Raw genomic sequence first — 24,321 nt, forward strand, 5'->3', positions numbered from 1 at the left:
GGCGAGGGAGCAGGCTCCGTCGCCACAGGGGCGTGTGCCATGACCGGGGTCAGGCACACGCTCGATAAACCGCTATCAGCCTTCAAGCTTGCTTTTCAGCAGCTCGTTGACCTGTTGCGGGTTGGCCTTGCCTTTGGAGGCTTTCATGGCTTGGCCGACGAAGAAGCCGAACATCTTGCCGCGCTTGGCTTCATCGGCGGCGCGGTACTGCTCGACCTGCTCGGCGTTGGCCGCGAGCATTTCGTCGAGCACGGCAGAGATGGCGCCGCTGTCGGTGACTTGCTTGAGGCCACGCTTGTCGATGATTTCGTCAGCGCTGCCTTCGCCGTTGGCCATGGCTTCGAACACGGTCTTGGCAATCTTGCCGGAGATGGTGTTGTCCTTGATCCGCAACAGCATGCCGCCCAGTTGCTCGGCCGAGACCGGAGCCTCGTCGATTTCCAGGCCCTGCTTGTTCAACAGGCTGCCCAACTCGACCATGACCCAGTTGGCGGCCAGTTTGGCGTCACCGGCAATCTTCACCACCTTCTCGAAGTAGTCCGCCTGCTCACGACTCGACGCCAGCACGCTGGCATCGTAGACCGACAGGCCGAACTGCTCCTGGAAGCGCTCGCGTTTTTGCGGTGGCAGTTCCGGCAGGGTGGCGCGCACGGCATCGAGGAACGAGTCTTCGATCACCACCGGCAGCAGGTCCGGATCGGGGAAGTAACGGTAGTCGTTGGCTTCTTCCTTGCTGCGCATCGGACGGGTTTCGTCCTTGTTCGGGTCATACAGGCGGGTTTGCTGGATGACCTTGCCACCGTCTTCGATCAGCTCGATCTGGCGGCGGACTTCGCTGTTGATCGCCTTCTCGATGAAGCGGAACGAGTTGACGTTCTTGATCTCGCAGCGGGTGCCGAATTCGACCTGGCCCTTGGGCCGGATCGACACGTTGCAGTCGCAACGCAGGGAGCCTTCGGCCATGTTGCCGTCGCAGATGCCCAGGTAGCGCACCAGGGCGTGGATCGACTTGACGTAGGCCACGGCTTCCTTGGCGTTGCGCATGTCCGGCTCGGAAACGATTTCCAGCAACGGCGTGCCGGCACGGTTCAGGTCGATGCCGGTGGCACCGTTGAACTCTTCGTGCAGGCTTTTGCCGGCGTCTTCTTCCAGGTGCGCGCGGGTGATGCCCACGCGTTTGACCGTGCCGTCTTCCAGCGGAATATCCAGGAAGCCCTTGCCCACGATCGGCAATTCCATCTGGCTGATCTGGTAGCCCTTGGGCAGGTCCGGGTAGAAGTAGTTTTTACGCGCGAACACGTTGTGCTGGCCGATCTCGGCGTCGACCGCCAGACCGAACATCACCGCCATGCGTACCGCTTCCTGGTTCAGCACCGGCAGCACGCCGGGCATGCCCAGGTCGACCAGGCTGGCCTGGGTGTTGGGCTCGGCACCGAAGGCGGTGGAGCTACCGGAGAAAATCTTCGATTGAGTGGTGAGCTGGGTATGAATCTCCAGCCCGATCACGACTTCCCATTGCATGTGTGTCTCCTCAGAAGCCGGTTGGGGTGCGGGTGTGCCAGTCAGTGTTGAGCTGATACTGGTGGGCAACGTTCAACAGGCGACCTTCCTGGAAATAAGGAGCGAGCAACTGCACGCCAACCGGCAGGCCGTCGACGAAACCGGCGGGCATGGACAAGCCCGGCAGGCCGGCAAGGTTGGCGGTGATGGTGTAGACGTCTTCCAGGTACGCAGCGACCGGGTCGCTGCTCTTGGCGCCGATTTTCCAGGCCGGGTTGGGCGTGGTCGGGCCGAGGATGATGTCGACTTCATTAAAGGCAGCCATGAAGTCGTTCTTGATCAGGCGGCGGATTTTCTGCGCCTTCAAGTAGTAGGCGTCGTAGTAACCGGCAGACAGGGCGTAGGCGCCGACCATGATCCGGCGTTGAACTTCAGTGCCGAAGCCTTCGCCGCGGGAGCGTTTGTACAGGTCTTCAAGCTTGGTCGGGTTTTCGCAGCGGTAGCCGAAGCGCACGCCGTCGAAACGCGAGAGGTTGGAGGAGGCCTCTGCCGGGGCGATCACGTAGTAGGCGGGAATCGCGTGCTGCATGTTCGGCAGGCTGATTTCCTTGATCACCGCGCCGAGCTTTTCCAGCTCCTTGACGCTGGTGTGGATCAGCTCGGCGATGCGCGGGTCGAGGCCGGCGCTGAAATATTCCTTGGGCACGCCGATGCGCAGGCCCTGCAGCGAGCCGTTGAGGCTGGCGCTGTAGTCCGGGACCGGTTCGTCGATGCTGGTGGAGTCGTTAGGGTCGAAGCCGGCCATGCCTTGCAGCAGGATCGCGCAGTCTTCGGCGGTGCGCGCCAACGGGCCGCCCTGATCGAGGCTGGAGGCGTAGGCAATCATGCCCCAGCGCGAAACGCGACCGTAGGTCGGTTTCAGCCCGGTGAGGTTGGTCAGCGCAGCGGGCTGGCGGATCGAGCCGCCGGTATCGGTGCCGGTGGCGGCAGGCAGCAGGCGCGCGGCAACTGCTGCGGCCGAACCGCCGGACGAGCCGCCCGGCACGCATTCCAGGTTCCACGGGTTTTTGGCCGGGCCGTAGAAGCTCGACTCGTTGCCCGAACCCATGGCGAATTCGTCCATGTTGGTTTTGCCCAGGGTCACGGTGCCGGCGGCGGCCAGTTTGGCGACCAGGGTGGCGTCGTAGGGGGCCTTGAAGTTGTCGAGCATCTTCGAGCCGCAGCTGGTGCGGATGCCCTGGGTGCAGAACAGGTCTTTGTGGGCGATCGGCGCGCCAAGCAGGGCGCCGTTCTCACCATTGGCGCGACGTGCGTCGGCAGCCTTGGCCTGGCTCAGAGCCAGGTCCTGGGTGAGGCTGATGAAGCTGTTGAGCTGCGGATCGAGCTGGGCGATGCGCGCCAGCAGGGTCGTGGTCAGCTCTACGGAAGAAAACTTTTTATCGGCGAGTCCGCGGGCGATCTCGGCCAGAGTCATGTGATGCATTGCAGGCTCTTTCCCTTTAGTCGATGACTTTCGGAACCAGATACAGGCCGTTTTCGACCGCTGGCGCGATGGACTGATAAGCCTCGCGGTGATTGGACTCGGTCACAACGTCTGCGCGCAGGCGCTGGCTGGCTTCCAGTGGGTGGGCCAGGGGTTCGATACCGTCGGTATCGACTGCCTGCATTTCATCCACCAGCCCGAGAATGCTGTTCAGGGCGGAGGTGATGTGTGGAAGATCGGCTTCATTGAGGCCCAGACAGGCCAGATGAGCGATTTTTTCCACGTCGGAGCGTTCAAGCGCCATGGGATTCTCCAGTGGAAAACAGAACGGAGGTCGTCCGTGTGTTAGATTGTCGGAACACTACCGCATTTCTACGGTCATAAGGCCGCGATTGTGGGGGTTGGTGCACAGAAAAGCGGCCAATTTAACATATTGGCGCCTTGCCCAAAATCCCTGTCGTTGTTAGAGTTTGCCGCACTTTTTTACCCACGCGTTGCCTAGGGTCCCTTTCCCATGTTCAAGAAACTGCGTGGCATGTTTTCCAGCGATCTTTCCATTGACCTGGGCACTGCCAACACCCTTATTTACGTGCGCGAGCGCGGTATCGTCCTGAATGAACCATCGGTTGTGGCCATTCGGACCCACGGTAATCAGAAAAGTGTCGTTGCCGTCGGCACCGAGGCCAAGCGCATGCTGGGCCGTACACCGGGCAACATTGCTGCCATTCGTCCGATGAAAGATGGCGTTATCGCCGACTTCAGTGTCTGCGAAAAGATGCTGCAATACTTTATCAACAAGGTTCACGAAAACAGCTTTCTGCAGCCTAGCCCTCGTGTGCTGATCTGCGTTCCATGCAAGTCCACCCAGGTTGAGCGTCGTGCCATCCGTGAATCGGCCCTTGGCGCCGGTGCCCGTGAAGTGTTCCTGATCGAAGAGCCGATGGCTGCTGCGATCGGTGCCGGCTTGCCGGTTGAAGAAGCCCGCGGTTCGATGGTCGTGGATATCGGTGGCGGTACCACTGAAATCGCGCTGATCTCCCTGAACGGTGTGGTTTACGCCGAATCCGTACGTGTGGGCGGCGACCGTTTCGACGAAGCCATCATCACTTACGTGCGTCGCAACTACGGCAGCCTGATCGGCGAATCCACCGCCGAGCGCATCAAGCAGGAAATCGGTACAGCCTACCCGGGCGGCGAAGTCCGTGAAGTCGACGTTCGCGGCCGCAACCTGGCCGAAGGCGTACCACGTGCATTCACCCTGAACTCCAATGAAGTGCTGGAAGCTCTGCAAGAGTCCCTGGCCACCATCGTTCAGGCAGTGAAGAGCGCCCTGGAGCAATCGCCTCCGGAACTGGCTTCGGATATCGCCGAGCGTGGCCTGGTGCTGACCGGTGGTGGCGCTCTGTTGCGTGATCTCGACAAGCTGCTGGCCCAGGAAACCGGCCTACCGGTGATTGTTGCCGAAGACCCGCTGACCTGTGTTGCTCGCGGCGGCGGCCGTGCATTGGAAATGATGGACAAACACACCATGGACCTGCTCTCCAGCGAATAACTTCGCCGGATGCATCTATGCTGTTCCGCTCGCAGGTAGCACTTTGCAGTGCTGCCTGTTGGCGTTTATCTTCTGTCAATCTGCATCCAGGCCGGTTTGATGCCGTATGAATAACGAGAACATTTGCCTGGGAGGAGCGGCTTATTAAACCGCTTTTCGCCAAGGGCCCCTCACTGGGCGTACGCTTGTTGGTGCTGGTCGTGTTATCGGTCGCGCTGATGGTGGTCGATGCCCGCTTTACCCTGCTCAAGCCTGTGCGCAGCCAGATGTATGTGCTGATGGAAGCGTATACGGTCACCGATCTGCCTGATCGGTTCTGGCAGTTCGTGTCCAGCCAGCTGGGCAGCCGTACCGAACTTGCTGCTGACAACGAAAAACTCAAGACCGAAAACCTGCTGTTGCAGGGGCGCATGCAGAAGCTTGCCGCCCTGACCGAGCAGAACGTTCGGCTGCGCGAGTTGCTCAACTCCTCGGCGCTGGTCAATGAGAAGGTCGAAGTGGCCGAATTGATTGGCATTGATCCCAACCCGTTCACCCATCGCATCATCATCAATAAAGGTGAGCGCGACGGTGTGGTCCTCGGTCAGCCGGTGCTCGATGCCCGTGGCCTGATGGGGCAGGTGGTCGAGCTGATGCCCTACACCTCTCGCGTGCTGTTGCTGACCGACACCACCCACAGTATTCCGGTGCAGGTCAATCGCAACGGCCTGCGTGCCATCGCCAGCGGCACCGGCAACCCGGAGCGCCTGGAACTGCGCCACGTGGCCGATACCGCCGACATCAAGGAGGGCGACCTGCTGGTCAGCTCCGGCCTGGGCCAGCGTTTCCCGGCGGGCTACCCGGTGGCCACGGTCAAGGAAGTCATTCATGACTCCGGCCAGCCGTTTGCCATTGTCCGTGCGGTCCCGACCGCCGCCCTCAACCGCAGTCGCTACCTGCTGCTGGTGTTCAGTGACAGCCGTACCCCTGAAGAACGTGCCAATGACGCGGCCAAGGCCGAAGAGGCTCTGCATCAGCCTGGCGGCGTCGGTGACGCCCCGGTCAAACCCGCTGTAACGCCGGCACCGGCGACAGCCCCAGCGGTTGCGCCTGCCGCAGCAACCCCGGCTGCCGCGACACCTGCCAAACCGCCTGCCCATGCAGCGCCGGCCAGGCCGGCTGCCGCCAAACCACCTGCAACCACCACCCGGGCGCGAGAATAATGGCCAGTGCGCAATCCCAGAATGGCTGGATCATCTGGCTGACCTTCTTTATCGCGTTGCTGCTTGGCATCGTGCCGTTTCCGCATTTTGAAATCCTGCGTCCGTTGTTTATGGCGTTGCTGCTGGCCTTCTGGGCCCTGGAGCTGCCGCAGCGGGTGGGGATGGTCACTGCCTGGTGCCTGGGGATTGCCCAGGACGTGCTCGACGGAACCTTCCTCGGGCACAACGCGCTGATCCTGACCCTGATCACCTTCCTGGTGCTGTCGTTGCAGCAACGGGTGCGGATGTTCCCGATGTGGCAGCAAAGCCTGGTGGTGCTGGTGATCTTCGGGCTCGCGCAGTTGCTCCAGCTGTGGCTCAGCGCCCTGACCGGCAATCGCGAAACCCTTGCCGTGCTGCTGCCGGCCTTGATCAGCGCCTTGCTCTGGCCGTGGGTCAGCTTTGGTCTTCGCGGGTTGCGCCGACGCTTCAAAATCAATTAATTCGGTCAGGCATTGACCCGCACCTCGACAGGGAGATGTCTTGATGAATCCGCTTTACCTCGCCTCTGGCTCGCCGCGTCGCCGTGAATTGCTCACGCAGATCGGCGTGCCCTTTACCGCCATCAGCGCGGATATCGACGAAACCCCTCTGCCCAATGAAGCCCCTGCGGCCTATGTCGAGCGCCTGGCGCGGGGCAAGGCCGAGGCCGGGCGTGGCCTGATCACCAGCAGCGAATCCCAGGCGCCGGCCTGCGTGCTGGGGGCCGACACGGCGGTGGTGCTCGATGGGCGGATTCTTGGCAAGCCCCTGGATCAGGCCGATGCGCAATCCATGCTCCTGGCCCTGTCGGGGCGTGAACATGAAGTACTGACCGCCATTGCCCTGCTCGATGGCCAGCGCTGTGAGTCACGGGTAGTGCGCAGCCTGGTGCGTTTCCGGGAGATTGGCCGCGATGAAGCCACGGCCTACTGGCACAGTGGCGAGCCCCAGGACAAAGCCGGCGGCTATGCGATCCAGGGGCTTGCGGCGGTGTTTGTCGCCGGGCTCAATGGCAGTTATTCCGCCGTGGTGGGTCTGCCTGTTTGCGAAACCGCAGAACTGCTGGGCCATTTCGGCATACCCTGTTGGCAAAACCTTACAGTGCGCTAAGCGCCGTACCTGACTGATGCGGCCATCTATAGTGAACATGCCTGAACGAGACCCTGCCATGAGCGAAGAGATTCTGATCAACATCACGCCGATGGAGTCGCGCGTGGCGGTGGTCGAAAACGGTGTTCTGCAAGAAGTGCATGTCGAGCGCACTCAGCGCCGCGGCATCGTCGGCAACATCTATAAAGGCAAGGTAGTCCGGGTATTGCCGGGCATGCAGGCCGCTTTTGTCGACATCGGCCTGGATCGCGCGGCGTTTATCCACGCCTCGGAAATCTCCCTGCGCGAAGGCTCGACGGTCGAAAGCATCAGCGCCCTGGTGCACGAAGGGCAGAGCCTGGTGGTGCAAGTCACCAAGGACCCCATCGGTTCCAAGGGCGCACGCCTGACCACCCAGCTGTCGATCCCGTCGCGCTACCTGGTGTATATGCCGCGCACGGCCCATGTCGGTATTTCCCTGAAGATCGAAGACGAAGCCGAGCGCGAGCGCCTGAAAAAGGTGGTCAGCGACTGCGTGGCCCAGGAAGGCATCAAGGAAGCCGGCGGGTTTATCCTGCGCACCGCTGCCGAAGGCGCGGGTGCTGACGAAATCATGATGGACATCCGCTACCTGCGCCGGTTGTGGGATCAGATCGCAACCCAGATCAAGACCATCGGCGCGCCGAGCGTGATCTATGAAGACCTGGGCCTGGCGCTGCGGACCTTGCGCGACCTGGTCAGCCCGAAGATCGAGAAGATCCGCATCGACTCCCGGGAAACCTTCCAGAAGACCACGCAGTTCGTGGCCGAGCTGATGCCGGAAATCGCCGACCGCCTGGAGCACTACCCGGGGGAACGGCCGATCTTCGATCTGTACGGGGTCGAAGATGAAATTCAGAAAGCCCTGGAACGCAAGGTGCCGCTCAAGTCCGGCGGCTACCTGGTGGTCGATCCGGCCGAGGCCATGACCACCATCGACGTCAACACCGGGGCTTTCGTCGGCCATCGCAACCTTGAAGAAACCATCTTCAAGACTAACCTTGAAGCCGCGACCGCCATTGCGCGCCAGCTGCGCCTGCGCAACCTGGGCGGGATCATCATCATCGACTTCATCGACATGGAAGATGAAGAACACCAGCGTCAAGTATTGCGGACCCTGGAGAAACAGCTGGAGCGGGACCACGCCAAGACCAACATCATCGGCATCACCGAGTTGGGTCTGGTGCAGATGACGCGCAAGCGCACCCGCGAAAGCCTGGAGCAGGTCCTGTGCGAGCCCTGCAGCAGTTGCCAGGGCCGGGGCAAGTTGAAGACTCCGGAAACCGTCTGTTACGAGATTTTCCGCGAGATCCTGCGTGAGGCACGGGCCTATCAGGCTGAAGGTTATCGAGTACTGGCCAACCAGAAAGTGGTGGATCGCTTGCTCGACGAGGAGTCGGGCAACGTGGCCGAGCTCGAGGGGTTTATCGGTCGGACCATTCGTTTTCAGGTCGAAACCATGTATTCCCAGGAACAATACGACGTGGTGCTGCTCTGAGTCCGCGTGTTTCAACTTATTGGCAACGGCTGGCTTCAGCTTTTTGCATGACTATTGCCTTGGGAGCCCACTGACATGGAGCGGTTGATCCGCCTGTTCGCCGCACTGATTCGCTGGGGGCTTGGGCTTTGCGCGGTGCTGCTGGTGCTGGCTGCGCTGTACGTCAGTCTCGGCCGCGAGCTGACCCCGCTGGTCGCCGAATACCGTGCCGAAGTCGAGGACAAGGCGCAGCAGGCGCTGGGCCTGCCCGTGCACATCGGCGCCCTGGAAGGCAGCTGGAACGGTTTGTCACCGGTGCTGGTGGCCCGTGACGTGATGGTTGGTGAAAGTGCCAATGCCTTGCGCCTGGACCAGGTGCGGGTCGCGCCGGACGTGCTGGCCAGCCTGCTGGCGTGGGAAGTGCGCATCGGCCGCCTCGAGCTCAACGGCCTGAACCTGAATCTCAAGGAAAACTCCGACGGCCGTTGGCAGCTGGAAGGCTTGCCGATGCAGCAGGACCAGCCGCTGGACCCCGAGCAACTGCTCAATCGCATGCAAATGGTCGCCCGGCTGTCGGTGCTCGACAGCCAGGTCACTCTGCAGCCGCTCGATCATGGGCCGATCAGCCTGACCTATGTCGGCCTTGAGCTGAGGACCGGCGCTAGCCGTCAACGCCTGGAGGCGCGCCTGACCCTGCCTGACGGCCAGCCGGTGGCGCTCAACCTGCAAACCCGGATCCGGGCTAGCCAGTGGCGCGATGGGCAGGCCGATGCCTACTTGAGCCTGCCGCAAAGTGACTGGGCGCGCTGGTTGCCGGCCCGCTTGACCGAACAGTGGAAGCTGTCCGAGCTCAAGGCGGGCGGCGAGTTCTGGCTGAGCTGGGGCGAGGGAACCGTGCAAAGTGCCGTGGTGCGCCTCAATGCTCCTCAGGTCAGCGGCGCCTACGCCGAACGCAAGCCGGTGACCCTGAAAAACCTGGCGCTCAATGCCTACTTCCAGCGCAGTGATAAAGGTTTCAGCGTACTGCTCGATTCCCTGGCCCTGAACCTGGGCGAGACGCGCTGGCAGTCGCGCATCCAGTTGCAACAGACCCATGCGGCGGAGCAGGTGCAGGAGCTGTGGCACCTGCAGGCCGATCGCCTGGACCTGACCCCGCTGACCCCGCTCATCGATGCCCTGGCGCCGTTGCCGGAAGGGGTGGCCAAGGCGGTCGATGCGCTGAAGGTCACAGGTGTCATGCGCAATGTGCTGCTCGACTACCGTCCGCAAGAAACCGGCGATCAACGCCTGAGCTTTGCCGCCAACCTGGAGCGGGTCGGGTTCGATGCCTACTACGGGGCACCGGCGGCGCGTAACGTGAGCGGCAGCATCAGCGGCGACCTGGGCCAGGGCGAGCTGCGCATGGACAGCAAGGATTTTTCCCTGCACCTCTACCCCATCTTCGCCAAACCCTGGCAGTACATTCAGGCCAATGCCCGGCTGACCTGGAAGCTCGACAAACAAGGTTTCACCCTGGTTGCGCCGTACCTCAAGGTGCTGGGCGAGGAGGGCAAGATCGCCGGCGACTTCCTGATCCGCCTGCATTTCGACCACACCCAGGAAGACTACATGGATCTGCGGGTCGGCCTGCTGGAGGGGGATGGGCGCTACACCGCCAAGTACCTGCCGCAGGTGTTGAGCCCGGCGCTGGACGAGTGGTTACGGACCGCGATCCTCAAGGGCGCGGTCGACGAAGGCTTCTTCCAGTACCAGGGCTCGCTGAATCACGGCGCCCTGGATACCGCCCGCAGTATCAGCCTGTTCTTCAAGGTGCATGACGCCGAACTGGCGTTCCAACCGGGCTGGCCCCATGTCGGCAAAGTCAGTGGCGATGTGTTTATCGAAGACAGCGGTGTGCGCATCCTGGCCAGCAAGGGGCAGTTGCTCGACACCCAGGTACGTGATGTCTACGTCAACATCCCCCATGTGCCCAGCGGGCAGATCAGCCATATGTACCTCGATGGCGAGTTTGCCGGTGGGCTGGGCGACGGCCTGAAAATTCTCCAGGACGCACCGATCGGTACCGGTTCGACCTTTGCCGGCTGGCAAGGCGAGGGCGACCTCAAGGGCAAGCTGAAGCTGGATATTCCCCTGGCCAAGGGTGACGAGCCGAAGATCCTGGTGGACTTCAAGACCGATAAATCCCGCTTGAAACTCAGTGAGCCGGAGCTGGAGCTGACCCAACTCAAGGGCGACTTCCGCTTTGACAGCAGCAAGGGCCTGAGCGGCCAGGACATCAGTGCCCAGGCGTTCGAGCGTCCGGTGACGGCGCAGATCTTCGCGGACGGCAAGGGCGGCAAGCTCAGTACACGGGTGGTCGCCAAAGGTCAGGTCGCGGTCAAGAAACTCACCGACTGGCTGAAGGTCGGCCAGCCGTTGCCGGTGTCCGGTGAAGTGCCCTATCAACTGCAATTGACCCTGGATGGCGCCGACAGCCAGATGATGGTCAGTTCCAGCCTCAAAGGGCTGGCGGTGGATCTGCCGGCACCCTTCGGCATGCCTGCCAGCATGGGTCGCGACAGCGTGTTCCGCATGACCTTGCAAGGCGCCGAACGGCGTTACTGGTTCAAATACGGCGAGCTGGCCGACTTTACCTTTGCCGCGCCTGGCAGCAATTTCGCCGCCGGTCGTGGCGAGCTGTTCCTGGGCAGTGGCGAGGCGATCCTGCCGGTCGCCAAAGGCCTGCGGATTCGCGGGGTGTTGTCCGAGCTGGACGTGGAACCGTGGAAGGCCCTGGTCGATCGTTACGCCGGACAGGACCCTGGCGGCAGCGCCAAGCAACTGCTGAGCGGAGCAGAGTTCAAGGTCGGCAAACTCAGTGCATTCGGTACCACCCTGGATCAGGTCAGCCTGCAGTTGCAGCGCAAACCGGCGGCCTGGGCCTTGCAGATCGACAGCCAGCAGGCCAAGGGCAATGTCGGGATTCCCGATGCCAAGTCCGCACCGATGGCGATCAACATGCAGTATGTGCGACTGCCGGCGGCGGACCCGACGGCGCAGGCCGACGAAAACGCCCCGGACCCGCTGGCCTCGGTCGACCCCAAGCAAGTCCCGGCGCTGGATATTTCCATCGCTCAGTTGTTCCAGGGGCCCGACCTGATCGGCGCCTGGGCGCTCAAGGTTCGGCCAACGCCCAAGGGCATGGCCTTCAACAGCCTGGACCTGGGCCTCAAGGGCATGGTGTTGCAGGGTGACGGCGGCTGGGAAGGCCAGGCCGGTGCCAGCAACAGCTGGTTCAAGGGGCGCCTGGGGGGCAAGAACCTGGCAGACGTGCTCAAGGGCTGGGGCTTTGCACCGACGGTGACCAGTGAGGATTTCCATCTGGATGTCGACGGTCGCTGGCCGGGTTCGCCGGCCTGGGTCGGCCTCAAGCGCTTCTCCGGCACCCTCGACGCGACCTTGCGCAAGGGCCAGTTCGTGGAAGTCGAAGGGGGCGCGCAGGCGCTGCGGGTATTTGGCCTGCTCAACTTCAACTCCATCGGCCGGCGCTTGCGCCTGGACTTCTCCGACCTGTTCGGCAAGGGCTTGAGCTACGACCGGGTGAAGGGTTTGCTGGTGGCGAGCAACGGTGTCTACGTGACTCGCGAGCCCATCACCTTGGCCGGGCCGTCGAGCAACCTGGAGCTCAATGGCACCCTGGACATGGTGGCTGACCAGGTGGATGCCAAGCTGCTGGTGACCTTGCCGGTGACCAACAACCTGCCGATTGCAGCTTTGATCGTCGGGGCGCCGGCGATCGGTGGTGCGCTGTTTCTGATCGACAAGCTGATCGGTGACCGTGTGGCGCGCTTCGCCAGCGTCAAATACAACGTCAAAGGGCCATGGAAAGAGCCGAAAATCACCTTCGACAAGCCCTTTTGAGAAACCACGGCCCAGGCCCATGGAGTAGCATGGCCGCATCCCCCATTCGGAGTGCGCCATGTCTCTTGCGGTGATTCAAATGGTCAGCCAGAGCGATGTGCTGGCCAATTTGCAGGCGGCTCGCCGCCTGCTCGAACAAGCCGCCGCCGGTGGCGCAAAGCTGGCGGTGCTGCCGGAAAACTTCGCCGCCATGGGCCGCCGCGACGCCGCAGCCATTGGGCGCGCCGAAGCCTTGGGCGAAGGCCCGATCCTGCCCTGGTTGAAACAGACCGCTTGCGACCTCAAGTTATGGATAGTCGCCGGCACGTTGCCCCTGCCGCCGGTGGATCAGCCGCAGGGCAAGGCCAATGCCTGCTCGCTGCTGGTGAATGAGCACGGTGAGACGGTGGCGCGCTACGACAAGCTGCACCTGTTTGATGTCGACGTGGCCGACAATCGTGGGCGTTACCGCGAGTCGGATGACTATGCTCATGGAGAGCGAGTGGTGGTGGCCGATACCCCGGTCGGTCGTGTAGGCCTGTCGGTATGTTACGACCTGCGTTTCCCCGAGCTGTACAGCGAACTGCGTGCGGCCGGGGCCGAGCTGATCACCGCGCCGTCGGCCTTTACCGCAGTCACCGGGGCCGCGCATTGGGAGGTGCTGATACGGGCCCGGGCCATCGAAACCCAGTGCTACCTGCTGGCGGCCGCCCAGGGTGGTACTCATCCGGGGCCTCGGGAGACCCATGGCCATGCCGCCATCGTCGACCCTTGGGGACGGGTGCTGGCACAGCAGGATCAAGGCGAGGCCGTGCTGCTGGCCGAACGCGATAGCAGCGAACAGGCGTCCATACGGGCGCGGATGCCGGTGGCCAGTCACCGGCGCTTTTTCTCGCAAGGCGCGCAGCGACTTGCATAAGAACGACGAATTTAAGGCCAAAACATATGAGCGGGTTGTTGTCCTCAGTCAGTGAACACCTTTTAGCCCCCGGCGGCGTGACCATCGAAAGCCTGCAAGGCGTGCTTGGCGATCTGGCCGGCCCGGGCATCGATGCGGCAGATCTGTATTTCCAGGGTCAGATCTCCGAGTCCTGGTCCCTGGAAGACGGCATCGTCAAGGAAGGCAGCTTCAATCTCGACCAGGGCGTTGGCGTGCGGGCGCAGTCCGGTGAAAAAACCGGCTTTGCCTACAGCAATGCCATCACCCTGGAAGCCCTGGGCCTGGCCGCCCGCGCCGCGCGTTCGATTTCCCGGGCCGGACAAAACGGCAGCGTGCAGGCGTTCAGCACCCAGGATGTGGCCCAGTTGTACGCGCCGGACAACCCCCTGGAAGTCATCAGCCGCGCCGAAAAGGTCGAGCTGCTCAAGCGCATCGATGTGGCGACCCGGGCTCTGGACCCACGGATCCAACAGGTCAGCGTGAGCATGGCCGGGGTCTGGGAACGCATTCTCGTTGCGTCCACCGATGGCAGCCTGGCGGCGGATGTGCGTCCGCTGGTGCGCTTCAACGTCAGCGTGATCGTCGAGCAGAACGGCCGTCGCGAGCGCGGCGGCCACGGCGGTGGTGGGCGTACCGACTACCGTTACTTCCTCGCCGAAGACCGTGCCATGGGCTACGCCCGTGAAGCACTGCGCCAGGCCCTGGTCAACCTGGAAGCCATCCCGGCTCCGGCCGGCACCTTGCCGGTGGTCCTGGGTTCAGGCTGGTCGGGGGTGCTGCTGCACGAAGCGGTCGGCCACGGCCTGGAAGGCGACTTCAACCGCAAGGGCAGTTCAGCCTACAGCGGGCGCATGGGCGAAATGGTTGCCTCCAAGCTTTGCACCATCGTCGACGACGGCACCCTGGCCGGGCGCCGCGGCTCGCTGACCGTGGATGACGAAGGCACGCCGACCGAGTGCACGACCCTGATCGAAAACGGCGTCCTCAAGGGCTACATGCAAGACAAACTCAATGCCCGGTTGATGGGCGTGGCCCGCACCGGCAACGGTCGCCGTGAGTCTTACGCGCACCTGCCGATGCCACGCATGACCAACACCTACATGCTGGCTGGCGAAAGCGACCCAGAAGAAATCATCGCCTCGGTCAAACGCGGCATCTACTGCGCCAATTTGGGGGGCGGCCAGGTGGATATCACCAGCGGCAAGTTTGTGTTCTCCACCAGCGAGGCGTACCTGATCGAAGACGGCAAGATCACCGCACCGGTCAAAGGCGCGACCCTGATCGGCAATGGCCCGGAAGCCATGAGCAAGGTGTCGATGGTCGGTAATGACCTGTCACTGGATAGCGGGGTAGGGACCTGTGGCAAGGATGGGCAGTCGGTACCGGTAGGTGTCGGTCAGCCAACCTTGAAAATCGACGCGATCACCGTGGGTGGCACGGGGTCCTGATAGCGACGCTTGAAAACCTGCGAGCTGCGGGTGGGCTGCAAGGCAACCCACCTGGTCAAGGCTTCAGCGCAGACCGCGTTGAGTCTCGTCCAGCTCGCGGATGTACTTGAAGATTTTACGGCTCGACGCCGGTGGCTTGTTATGCGCCAGTTCGTGCTGGGCCTGACGGATCAGGGAGCGCAATTGCTGGCGATCAGCCTCGGGGTAGTCGATGACAAACTTCTCCAGCACGCCGTCATCGCCTGCGATCAAGCGATCGCGCCAGCGTTCCAGGCCGTGGAAGCGTTCGTTGTACTGCCGGGTGGAGGCATCGAGTTGATCGAGCAAGACCAGAATGGCGGCAGTGTCCTGATCGCGCATCAGCTTGCCGATGAACATGAGGTGCCGTTTACGCGCGATATTCGCGGTGTGCTTGGGCGCATCGGCCAGGGCCCGGCGCATGGCGTCGGTCAAAGGCAGTTTTGCCAGCAAGTCAGGCTTGAGTGTTGTAAGGCGCTCGCCGAGGTCAACCAGAGCATGCAGCTCGCGTTTGACCTGGGATTTGCTTTTCTCCCCATCGAGGGAGTCGTCGTAAGAATCAACCATGGTGGCAGTCCGCAAAGAAACGCCGCCATGATAACCAGTCGGGGGCCGCTTGTCCGGCCCGGTCGCTCGAAGGCCTTAACCGAAAGCAGAATTTGAGTGGAGAACACCATGAGTGCAGCAGAAAGCGTCGGCCCACAAGCTTTGCCGGCACTGCAGGAACAAGTCGAGCAGATCATTGCCGAAGCCAAGCGCCAGGGCGCCAGTGCCTGTGAAGTGGCGGTGTCCCTGGAGCAGGGCCTGTCGACCTCGGTGCGCCAGCGCGAAGTCGAGACCGTGGAGTTCAACCGCGACCAGGGCTTTGGCATCACCCTCTATGTGGGGCAGCGCAAAGGCTCGGCCAGCACCTCGGCCAGTGGCCCGGATGCGATCCGCGAAACCGTGGCCGCCGCGTTGGCCATCGCCAAGCACACCTCGGAAGACGAGGCCTCGGGCCTGGCCGATGCGTCCTTGATGGCCACCAACCTGCAGGATTTCGACCTTTTCCACGCCTGGGACATCACTCCCGAACAAGCCATTGAACAGGCCCTGGCCTGCGAAGCGGCGGCCTTTGCTGCCGACAGCCGGATCAAGAATGCCGATGGCACCACCTTGAGCACCCATCAAGGCTGCCGCGTGTATGGCAACAGCCATGGGTTTGTCGGCGGTTACGCCTCGACTCGTCATAGCCTGAGCTGCGTGATGATCGCTGAAGCCGATGGCCAGATGCAGCGCGACTATTGGTACGACGTGAGCCGCCAGGGCGAATTGCTGGCTGACCCGGTCAGCATCGGTCAGCGCGCTGCACAACGGGCCGCGAGCCGCCTGGGCGCGCGCCCGGTCCCGACCTGTGAAGTGCCGGTGCTGTTCTCCGCGGAGCTGGCCGGCGGCCTGTTCGGCAGTTTCCTGGGGGCGATTTCGGGGGGCAATCTGTACCGCAAATCGTCGTTCCTCGAAGGCGCCCTGGGCCAGCAGTTGTTCCCGCAGTGGCTGACCATCGATGAGCGGCCGCACCTGATGCGCGCCATGGGCAGCTCGGCGTTCGACGGCGACGGCCTGGCCACCTATGCCAAGCCGTTCGTTCAGGACGGCGAGCTGGTGTCCTACATCCTCGGCACCTATTCCGGTCGCAAACTCGGCCTGCCCAGCACCGCCAACGCCGGCGGCGTGCACAACCTGTTCATCACCCATGGCGATGAAGACCAGGCGGCACTGCTGCGGCGCATGGGGCGCGGACTGTTGGTGACCGAGCTGATGGGACACGGCCTGAATATGGTCACTGGCGATTACTCCCGTGGCGCGGCCGGGTTCTGGGTCGAGAACGGCGAGATCCAGTTCGCAGTCCAGGAAGTGACCATTGCCGGCAATATGCGTGACATGTTCAAGCAGATCGTCGCCGTAGGTAACGATCTGGAGCTGCGTAGCAACATCCGCACCGGCTCGGTACTGATCGAACGCATGACCGTCGCCGGCAGCTAAACGCTCCTGCTGTCACCGAAACGCGCCTTCCTTTGCGGGATGGCGCGTTTTTTTTTGCTCGGGATTTACCGGTGATCTGCGCTGTGAATTCCGGCATGTGGCTGCAACCCGTCGCGGCGGATTCTGCAATGGCCGAGACGACCGCGCTTGTTTTGATTCTCAATATCATTTAATAATAAATCTCATTATTGAATGAGCCCAGGTCATGAGTTCTGCCTTGCACGAGCAGCCTTACCTCGAAAGCTGGCGCTGGATGAGTCGCCAGATCCGTTGCGCCCTCGATCCGGACGAGCCGCGTCTGATCGAGCATTACCTGGCCGAAGGGCGCTATCTGGCCTGTTGCACGGCTACCTCGCCCTGGACTGTGGCCGAAACTTCTTTGCGGCTCCTGCTCGACACCGCCGCCGATACGGCCCTGCCCTGGCATTGGCGCAGCCAGTGCATGGACCAGGCCTGGCGGCCGTTGCGCGACCTGGAGCGCCTGTCCCTGTGCAAATGCCGGCTCAAACGCTGGCAAAGCTATGCCTGGCAGTTGGCGACCTGCTCGCTGCAGCCTTCCATCCCTCTGAATGAACTGGTGCAAGGATTTCCCGATGAGTAATACCCGTATCGAACGCGACAGCATGGGCGAGTTGCAGGTCCCGGAGCAGGCGCTGTATGGCGCCCAGACCCAGCGCGCGGTGGATAACTTTCCGATCAGCCACCAACGCATGCCGGCGCAGTTCATTCGCGCCCTGATCCTGGCCAAGGCCGCAGCGGCCCGGGCCAACGTCGAGCTCGAGCAAATCAGCCCTGCCCAGGGCAAGGCCATCGTCGACGCCGCCCAGGGCTTGCTGGAAGGCGACTACATGCAGCATTTCCCGGTGGATATCTTCCAGACCGGCTCCGGCACCAGCTCCAACATGAACGCCAACGAAGTGATCGCGACGCTGGCCAGCCGCCTGCTGGGTGAGCCGGTCAACCCGAATGACCACGTGAACTGCGGACAGAGCAGCAACGACATCATCCCCACCACCATCCATGTCAGCGCGGCACTGACCCTGCATGAGCAGTTGCTGCCGGCGCTGCTACACCTGGTGCAGGTCATCGAACGCAAGGCCGTGGAGGTGCACCCGTTCATCAAGACTGGCCGCACCCACCTGATGGACGCCATGCCGGTGCGCATGAGCCAGGTCCTGGAAGGTTGGGCGCAACAACTCAAGGCCAATATCGGCCACCTGCAGGACTTGCTGCCAAGCCTGCAAGCCCTGGCCCAGGGCGGCACTGCGGTGGGCACCGGGATCAACGCTCACCCGCAATTTGCCGCGCGCTTCAGCCAGCAACTGAGCAAGCTGACCCAGGTGCAATTCACTCCAGGTAAAAACCTGTTCGCCCTGATCGGCTCCCAGGACACCGCCGTTGCGGTTTCCGGTCAGCTCAAGGCGGTTGCCGTGTCCCTGATGAAAATCGCCAACGACCTGCGCTGGATGAACTCGGGCCCCCTGGCCGGCCTCGGTGAGATCGAGCTGGAAGCCTTGCAGCCGGGCAGTTCGATCATGCCGGGCAAGGTCAATCCGGTGATTCCTGAAGCCACGGCCATGGTTGCGGCACAGGTGATCGGCAACGACTCGGTGATTACCGTCGCCGGCCAGTCGGGCAACTTCGAATTGAACGTGATGCTGCCGATCATTGCGCAAAACCTGCTGAGCAGCATCGAGTTGATGGCCAATGCCAGCCGCCTGCTGGCGGACAAGGCCATCGCCAGCTTCAAGGTCAACGAGGCCAAAATCAAAGAAGCGTTGGCGCGCAACCCGATCCTGGTCACCGCGCTGAACCCGATCATCGGTTACCAGAAGGCCGCCGAGATCGCCAAGACCGCTTACAAGCAAGGGCGCCCGGTCATCGACGTGGCGCTTGAACACACCGACCTGTCGCGCAGCCAACTGGAAGTTCTGCTGGATCCGGAAAAGCTCACCGCGGGCGGCGTTTAACTCCCCCCGTCACTGCTTTGGAGGCTCACCATGGAGCACTGGAAACGCACGATCGAAAGGGCCAATCGCTTCTTCACCCAAGGCGATCTGGTGGACGCTCGCGAGTATTACCTGCAGGCGCTGGCCCTGGCCCAGGTGTTGTTCGAGCGTTGGTCGAATGCCGACGAAGCGGTGGCGGCCTGCGTCATTTCCCATCACAACCTGGCGGATCTGCATCTGCGCCTGAACCAGCCGGAGGAGAGCGCGGAGTACCTGTGCGCCATCCATCAGCGGCTGTTGCAGACCATGCAGGATGCGCGCCTGGCCCCGGCCTTGCGCGAGGCGGCATTGCGCCAGAGCAGCAAGACCTATGTCGAGCTGCTCAATTTCATCAGCGAGCACGGCGAATACCCGCGTACCCACCGCTTGCTGGAGAGCAATGTCGCGCAACTGGCCTCCGGCCCCGCGACCTCGAACGGCCCTTATTACGGAGTACATTGATATGTCTTTTACCTTGCCTGCCTTGCCCTACGCCTATGACGCCCTGGAACCGCATATCGATGCGCAGACCATGGAAATCCACTACACCAAGCACCACCAGACCTACATCAACAACCTCAACGCGGCTGTCGAAGGCACCGAGTGGGCTGACTGGTCGGTAGAAAAGCTGGTGGCCAGCGTTCAGCAGTTGCCGGAAAAACTGCGTGCCGCGGTGATCAACCAGGGCGGCGGACATGCCAACCACTCGTTGTTCTGGGCAGTCATGGCGCCCAATGGCGGTGGCAAGCCGGAGGGCGACCTGGGGCGTGCAATCGACGAGCAGTTGGGGGGCTTCGAGAGTTTCAAGGAAGCCTTCACCAAAGCCGCACTGACCCGCTTTGGCAGCGGCTGGGCCTGGCTCAGCGTGACGCCGCAAAAGACCCTGGTGGTGGAAAGCAGCGGTAACCAGGACAGCCCGCTGATGAACGGCAATACGCCGATCCTCGGCCTGGACGTGTGGGAGCACGCCTACTACCTGCGCTACCAGAACCGTCGCCCGGAATACATCAACGCGTTCTACAACGTCGTCCATTGGCCGGAAGTCGCTCAGCGCTACCAGGCCGCGCTGGTTTGAACCCTCACCATAAAAAGATCTAAGGCCGACTATGGGCACTGAAACACTGGCGATCAGCAGCGTGCGAATGTTTCGTTATGCGTTTGGTTCGTTGTTGCTGTTGGCGGGTACCGCATTGCTGGTGGCCAAGGGCCTGAGCTGGCTGGATCTGGAGCCGAAACTGTTGCGGGCCCTGGAAGGTGGGGCGCTCTGTGCCCTGGGCACGGCATTGGGGGCGGTCCCGGTGCTGGTCATTCGCAAGATGCCCCAGGCGCTCAACGACACGCTGCTGGGTTTCGGTGCCGGGGTGATGCTTGCGGCGACGGCGTTTTCCCTGATTGTGCCGGGAATTGCCGCCGCCACGAGCCTTGGCCTGTCGCCATGGGGCTCCAGCGGACTGATCAGCCTGGGCATCATGCTCGGTGCCTTCGGCCTGTTTCTGGTGGACCGCAAGGTCTCGGGGGCCAGCCCGGAAATGCTGGTTGGCACACCGGGGCATCCGGTGATTCCTCCGCGTATCTGGCTGTTTGTGTTCGCGATCATCGCCCACAACATCCCGGAAGGCATGGCGGTGGGGGTGTCTGCCGGTGGCGGCATGCCCGACGCCGACAGCCTGGCCATGGGCATCGCATTGCAGGATGTGCCGGAAGGCCTGGTCATCGCGCTGGTGTTGGCGGGGGCCGGGATGTCGCGGGTCAAGGCATTCCTGATTGGCGCGGCCTCAGGCCTGGTCGAACCGGTGTTTGCCTTGCTCTGCGCCTGGCTGGTGAGCCTGGCCGAGATCCTGTTGCCCCTGGGCCTGGCGCTGGCCGCAGGCGCCATGTTGCTGGTGGTGACCCACGAAGTGATTCCCGAGTCGCGGCGCAACGGTCACGAGAAGCTTGCGAGCCTGGGGCTGTGCATCGGTTTCTGTCTGATGATGGTGATGGATACGGCGCTGGCCTGACGAGCTAAATAGAGGCCTGGCCTGGTGCGCGTCGGCTGGACAGTCGACGCGCCGAGGGCGTTGCTTACTCGCCTTCGTCGAAATAATTGTTGATCAATGCCACCAGCGCATCCAGCGCTTCCTGCTCTTGCTCGCCTTCGGTTTTCAGATGAATGCGGGTGCCTTTGCCTGCCGCCAACATCATCATTGCCATGATGCTTTTACCGTCGACCATGGACTCGGGAGTCCTGCCCGCCCTGATCTGGCACGGAAACTGGCCGGCCACACCGACAAATTTTGCAGAGGCCCGGGCATGCAAGCCCAGTTTGTTGATGATTTCAATTTCCAGAGCAGGCATCGCGGTGGTGGTCCTTTCAGCTAAGGTCGCGGTGGCGAACCTGGACGTTCTTCAGGGATTGTTGCAGGACCTGGCCCAGGCGTTCGGTCAGGTAGACCGAGCGGTGATGCCCGCCCGTGCAGCCAATGGCAATAGTGACGTAAGCGCGGTTGCTGGCGGCAAAGCGTGGCAACCATTTGAGCAGGTAGCTGGAGATGTCCTGGAACATGTCTTCGACATCGGGCTGTGCGGCCAGATAATCGGCTACAGGCTGGTCCAGTCCTGACTGGTCGCGCAATTCGGGCTTCCAGTAGGGGTTGGGCAGGCAGCGCACGTCGAACACCAGGTCGGCATCCACCGGCATGCCCCGCTTGAAGCCAAAGGACTCCACCAGAAACGCGGTGCCCGGCTCCGGCTGGTTCAGCAGGCGCAACTTGATGGTGTCGCGCAGCTGATACAGGTTCAGATTAGTGGTGTTGATGGTCAGGTCGGCCAGGTCGACGATCGGGCCCAGGAGTTGGGTTTCGTCCTGAATCGCCTCGGCCAGGGAGCGATTGGCGCTGCTCAGCGGGTGGCGGCGGCGGGTTTCCGAGAACCGCTTGAGCAGGGTCTCCTCGTCGGCGTCCAGGTACAGCACATCGCACTGGATGTGCCGGCTGCGCACTTCTTCCAACAGCTCGGGGAAGCGTGACAGGTGGCTTGGCAGGTTGCGCGCATCGATCGATACCGCCACCAGCGGTTGCGCCAGCTCGGTGTGGATCAACGCACGCTCGGCCAACTCCGGCAGCAGGCCTGCCGGCAAGTTGTCGATGCAGTAGTAGCCGTTATCCTCCAGGACAGCGAGGGCGGTACTTTTACCGGAGCCGGAGCGGCCGCTGACAATGATCAAGCGCATGGTTACTGACCGTTCTGCTCGTCCAGGACTACCTGATACAGGGCTTGGTTGCTGTCGGCGCTGCGCAGCCTGTCACGCACTTCCTTGCGATCAAGCATGCTGGCGATCTGCCGCAGCAGTTCCAGGTGCGCATCGGTGGCAGCTTCGGGGACCAGCAGTACGAACAGCAGGTCGACCGGAGCGCCGTCGATGGCGTCGAAATCGATGGGAGCGTCCAGGTGCATCAACGCACTGATGGGCGACTCGCAGCCTTTGAGGCGGCAATGTGGAATGGCGATGCCGTTGCCAAAACCGGTGGAACCGAGTTTTTCACGGGCAATCAGGCTCTCGAAGACATCCTGCATCTCCAGATCCGGCACTTCACGGCTGATCAGGTTGGCAATTTGTTCGAGGGCGCGTTTTTTACTGCCGCCCGGCACGTTCACGAGGGAACGGCCGGGGGTCAGGATACTTTCAAGTCGGATCATGGGAGGGGAGTGTTAGCGACCCGTGCCTTGGAGAAGGTGGAGTTGCTTTTCCTTATGCTTTTTCAGTTGGCGGTCCAGCTTATCCGTGAGCAGGTCGATCGCGGCATACATATCGTCATGTTCTGCATTGGCGACAACCTCCCCACCGTGGATGTGCAAGGTGGCTTCGATTTTCTGCTTCAGTTTCTCGACAGCCATCGTTACCTGCACATTGGTAATCTTGTCAAAGTGCCGCTCCAGTCGGTCGAGTTTTTCGCCGATGTAAGCGCGCAGGGGCTCGGTCACTTCCAGTTGGTGTCCACTGATGTTGACTTGCATACAGCTTCTCCTTCGTTGCCAGTGCATAAAGCGGCAGGCTGGGTTGCCTGCCACTGGAACGCTGTGGCGAGCCCGGCGGTTACATCAACCGCTTCCGTTCGCTGGAAGGCGCGATCCCAAGGGATTCGCGGTACTTGGCGACGGTACGACGGGCTACCTGAATGCCTTGTGCCTCCAGTAAACCAGCGATCTTGCTGTCACTCAACGGCTTTTTCTGATTTTCCGCGGCCACCAGTTTTTTGATGATCGCGCGAATCGCCGTGGACGAGCATTCACCGCCTTCGGAGGTACTTACGTGGCTGGAGAAAAAGTATTTCAGTTCATAAATACCCCGTGGGGTATGCATGAATTTTTGCGTGGTCACCCGGGAAATCGTCGATTCGTGCATGCCCACCGCTTCGGCGATGTCGTGCAGGACCAACGGCTTCATCGCTTCGTCGCCGTACTCGAGGAAGCCGCGCTGATGCTCGACGATCTGGGTCGCGACTTTCATCAGGGTTTCGTTGCGGCTTTGCAGGCTCTTGATGAACCAGCGGGCCTCTTGCAGCTGATTGCGCATGAAAGTGTTGTCGGCGCTGCTGTCGGCACGGCGCACGAAGCCTGCGTACTGCGGGTTGACCCGCAGGCGCGGTACTGATTCCTGGTTCAGCTCGACCAGCCAGCGCTCGTTGTCCTTGCGTACGATCACGTCAGGGACCACGTACTCGGCCTCGGCAGACTCGATCTGCGAGCCGGGACGCGGGTTCAGACTCTGTACCAGTTCGATAACCTGGCGCAGCTCGTCTTCCTTGAGCTTCATGCGGCGCATCAGTTGGCTGTAGTCGCGGCTGCCCAGCAGGTCGATGTAGTCGCTGACCAGGCGTTGTGCCTCGCTCAGCCAAGGCGTCTTGGCTGGCAGCTGGCGCAGTTGTAACAACAGGCACTCACCCAGGGTGCGTGCGCCGATGCCGGCCGGCTCGAATTGCTGGATGCGGTGCAGGACGGCTTCGATCTCGTCCAGCTCGATGTCCAGCTCCGGATCGAAGGCTTCGAGGATTTCCTCGAGGGTTTCGTCCAGGTAGCCCTGGTTATTGATGCAGTCGATCAGGGTTACGGCAATCAGGCGGTCGGTGTCGGACATCGGCGCCAGGTTCAGTTGCCACAGCAGGTGGCTCTGCAGGCTTTCGCCGGCCGAGGTGCGGGTGGTGAAGTCCCACTCGTCATCATCGTTGCTGGGCAGGCTGCTGGCGCTGGTCTGGTAAACGTCTTCCCAGGCGGTATCCACTGGCAATTCGTTGGGAATGCGCTCGTTCCACTCGCCGTCCTCGAGGTTGTCCACCGTGGGGGCGGTTTCCTGGTAGGAGGGTTCCTGGATGTCGGTGTTGGGTTTTTGCTCGGCGTTGTCGGCCAGAGGGTCGGTGTTGTCGAAGTCGTCGCCTTCTTCCTGGCGTTCGAGCATCGGATTGGACTCCAAGGCCTCCTGGATTTCCTGTTGCAGGTCCAGGGTCGACAATTGGAGCAGGCGGATGGCCTGTTGCAGCTGCGGTGTCATCGTCAGCTGCTGGCCCATTCTCAGGACTAGCGATGGTTTCATGGCAGGGGCTTAACACCTTATTCGCCGGCGCACATGCGCCATCCACTACAGGGCGCGTGAGCGCCAAACATAAGCAAATTATATGCCTGAAACT

23 protein-coding genes are annotated in these 24,321 nt (G+C 62.1%); 14 read left to right on the forward strand and 9 right to left on the reverse strand.

Features of this window, described 5'->3' with window-relative positions; translation table 11 throughout:
- Positions 1-75: 75 nt before the first annotated feature.
- From gatB to gatC, 3 genes are read right to left on the reverse strand one after another with little or no spacing between them, the layout of a single operon-like run.
- The gene (gatB, locus tag JFU57_RS12325; RefSeq protein ID WP_078469833.1) at positions 76-1,521 is read right to left on the reverse strand and encodes an Asp-tRNA(Asn)/Glu-tRNA(Gln) amidotransferase subunit GatB; all 1,446 of its coding nucleotides are present in this window, start codon (positions 1,519-1,521) and stop codon (positions 76-78) included.
- A gap of 10 nt (positions 1,522-1,531) precedes the next feature.
- Positions 1,532-2,983 (reverse strand): Asp-tRNA(Asn)/Glu-tRNA(Gln) amidotransferase subunit GatA, encoded by a 1,452-nt coding sequence (gatA, locus tag JFU57_RS12330; protein ID WP_201129457.1) that lies wholly within the window; start codon positions 2,981-2,983, stop codon positions 1,532-1,534.
- 16 nt (positions 2,984-2,999) lie between these two features.
- Entirely contained in the window at positions 3,000-3,287 is a 288-nt protein-coding gene (gene gatC, locus JFU57_RS12335; RefSeq protein ID WP_020297123.1) for an Asp-tRNA(Asn)/Glu-tRNA(Gln) amidotransferase subunit GatC, read from the reverse strand.
- Between the two features lie 210 nt (positions 3,288-3,497).
- Between gatC and mreB the strand changes: the two genes are divergently transcribed.
- The 8 genes from mreB to tldD all read left to right on the forward strand — a co-directional run bounded on the left by mreB (position 3,498) and on the right by tldD (position 14,630).
- Positions 3,498-4,535: a rod shape-determining protein MreB gene (gene mreB / locus JFU57_RS12340; protein WP_002555108.1), complete on the forward strand. Its 1,038-nt coding sequence runs from the start codon at positions 3,498-3,500 to the stop codon at positions 4,533-4,535.
- A gap of 143 nt (positions 4,536-4,678) precedes the next feature.
- Positions 4,679-5,737: a rod shape-determining protein MreC gene (gene mreC, locus JFU57_RS12345; RefSeq protein WP_078469835.1), complete on the forward strand. Its 1,059-nt coding sequence runs from the start codon at positions 4,679-4,681 to the stop codon at positions 5,735-5,737.
- The gene (mreD, locus tag JFU57_RS12350) at positions 5,737-6,219 is read left to right on the forward strand and encodes a rod shape-determining protein MreD (protein ID WP_020297125.1); all 483 of its coding nucleotides are present in this window, start codon (positions 5,737-5,739) and stop codon (positions 6,217-6,219) included. Before mreC ends, mreD begins: the two co-directional genes overlap by 1 nt.
- A gap of 43 nt (positions 6,220-6,262) precedes the next feature.
- On the forward strand, positions 6,263-6,868 hold the full coding sequence (locus JFU57_RS12355; RefSeq protein ID WP_201129459.1) for a Maf family protein: 606 nt from the start codon (positions 6,263-6,265) through the stop codon (positions 6,866-6,868).
- Positions 6,869-6,926: 58 nt separating this feature from the next.
- The gene (gene rng / locus JFU57_RS12360; protein ID WP_020297127.1) at positions 6,927-8,384 is read left to right on the forward strand and encodes a ribonuclease G; all 1,458 of its coding nucleotides are present in this window, start codon (positions 6,927-6,929) and stop codon (positions 8,382-8,384) included.
- A 75-nt stretch (positions 8,385-8,459) separates the two neighbouring features.
- The gene (locus tag JFU57_RS12365; protein ID WP_201129461.1) at positions 8,460-12,263 is read left to right on the forward strand and encodes a YhdP family protein; all 3,804 of its coding nucleotides are present in this window, start codon (positions 8,460-8,462) and stop codon (positions 12,261-12,263) included.
- A 58-nt stretch (positions 12,264-12,321) separates the two neighbouring features.
- Positions 12,322-13,161 carry a carbon-nitrogen hydrolase family protein gene (locus JFU57_RS12370; protein WP_078469838.1) on the forward strand — a complete coding sequence of 280 codons (840 nt, stop codon included), beginning with the start codon at positions 12,322-12,324 and terminating at the stop codon, positions 13,159-13,161.
- A gap of 26 nt (positions 13,162-13,187) precedes the next feature.
- Positions 13,188-14,630 (forward strand): metalloprotease TldD, encoded by a 1,443-nt coding sequence (gene tldD / locus JFU57_RS12375; protein WP_020297130.1) that lies wholly within the window; start codon positions 13,188-13,190, stop codon positions 14,628-14,630.
- 63 nt (positions 14,631-14,693) lie between these two features.
- Here tldD and yjgA read toward each other — a convergent pair whose 3' ends face one another.
- Positions 14,694-15,215 (reverse strand): ribosome biogenesis factor YjgA, encoded by a 522-nt coding sequence (yjgA, locus tag JFU57_RS12380; protein ID WP_020297131.1) that lies wholly within the window; start codon positions 15,213-15,215, stop codon positions 14,694-14,696.
- A gap of 108 nt (positions 15,216-15,323) precedes the next feature.
- On the opposite strand from yjgA, the gene pmbA reads away from it, so the two are divergent.
- From pmbA to JFU57_RS12410, 6 genes are all read left to right on the forward strand, one after another.
- Complete coding sequence (gene pmbA / locus JFU57_RS12385) at positions 15,324-16,670, forward strand: metalloprotease PmbA (protein ID WP_020297132.1); 1,347 nt, start codon at positions 15,324-15,326, stop codon at positions 16,668-16,670.
- Between the two features lie 205 nt (positions 16,671-16,875).
- Positions 16,876-17,271, forward strand: coding sequence for a hypothetical protein (locus JFU57_RS12390; RefSeq protein ID WP_020297133.1), 396 nt, complete (start codon positions 16,876-16,878; stop codon positions 17,269-17,271).
- On the forward strand, positions 17,264-18,640 hold the full coding sequence (locus JFU57_RS12395; RefSeq protein WP_201129463.1) for a class II fumarate hydratase: 1,377 nt from the start codon (positions 17,264-17,266) through the stop codon (positions 18,638-18,640). Before JFU57_RS12390 ends, JFU57_RS12395 begins: the two co-directional genes overlap by 8 nt.
- Before the next feature lie 30 nt (positions 18,641-18,670).
- Entirely contained in the window at positions 18,671-19,120 is a 450-nt protein-coding gene (locus tag JFU57_RS12400) for a hypothetical protein (RefSeq protein WP_020297135.1), read from the forward strand.
- Between the two features lies 1 nt (position 19,121).
- Positions 19,122-19,733, forward strand: coding sequence for a superoxide dismutase (locus tag JFU57_RS12405; protein WP_020297136.1), 612 nt, complete (start codon positions 19,122-19,124; stop codon positions 19,731-19,733).
- Positions 19,734-19,764: 31 nt separating this feature from the next.
- Positions 19,765-20,658, forward strand: a complete 894-nt coding sequence (locus JFU57_RS12410) for a ZIP family metal transporter (RefSeq protein ID WP_201129465.1) — start codon at positions 19,765-19,767, stop codon at positions 20,656-20,658.
- A 64-nt stretch (positions 20,659-20,722) separates the two neighbouring features.
- Here the strand turns inward: JFU57_RS12410 and JFU57_RS12415 are convergent, their stop codons facing one another.
- The 5 genes from JFU57_RS12415 to JFU57_RS12435 form a co-directional block, all read right to left on the reverse strand.
- The gene (locus JFU57_RS12415; RefSeq protein ID WP_201129467.1) at positions 20,723-20,995 is read right to left on the reverse strand and encodes an HPr family phosphocarrier protein; all 273 of its coding nucleotides are present in this window, start codon (positions 20,993-20,995) and stop codon (positions 20,723-20,725) included.
- Positions 20,996-21,011: 16 nt separating this feature from the next.
- Positions 21,012-21,869: an RNase adapter RapZ gene (rapZ, locus tag JFU57_RS12420; protein WP_020297139.1), complete on the reverse strand. Its 858-nt coding sequence runs from the start codon at positions 21,867-21,869 to the stop codon at positions 21,012-21,014.
- A gap of 2 nt (positions 21,870-21,871) precedes the next feature.
- On the reverse strand, positions 21,872-22,336 hold the full coding sequence (ptsN, locus tag JFU57_RS12425) for a PTS IIA-like nitrogen regulatory protein PtsN (RefSeq protein WP_020297140.1): 465 nt from the start codon (positions 22,334-22,336) through the stop codon (positions 21,872-21,874).
- 12 nt (positions 22,337-22,348) lie between these two features.
- Complete coding sequence (hpf, locus tag JFU57_RS12430) at positions 22,349-22,654, reverse strand: ribosome hibernation-promoting factor, HPF/YfiA family (protein ID WP_016966642.1); 306 nt, start codon at positions 22,652-22,654, stop codon at positions 22,349-22,351.
- A 79-nt stretch (positions 22,655-22,733) separates the two neighbouring features.
- The gene (locus JFU57_RS12435; protein ID WP_020297141.1) at positions 22,734-24,227 is read right to left on the reverse strand and encodes an RNA polymerase factor sigma-54; all 1,494 of its coding nucleotides are present in this window, start codon (positions 24,225-24,227) and stop codon (positions 22,734-22,736) included.
- Positions 24,228-24,321 lie beyond the last annotated feature (94 nt).

Source organism: Pseudomonas sp. TH07, assembly GCF_016651285.1.
GTDB lineage: Bacteria > Pseudomonadota > Gammaproteobacteria > Pseudomonadales > Pseudomonadaceae > Aquipseudomonas.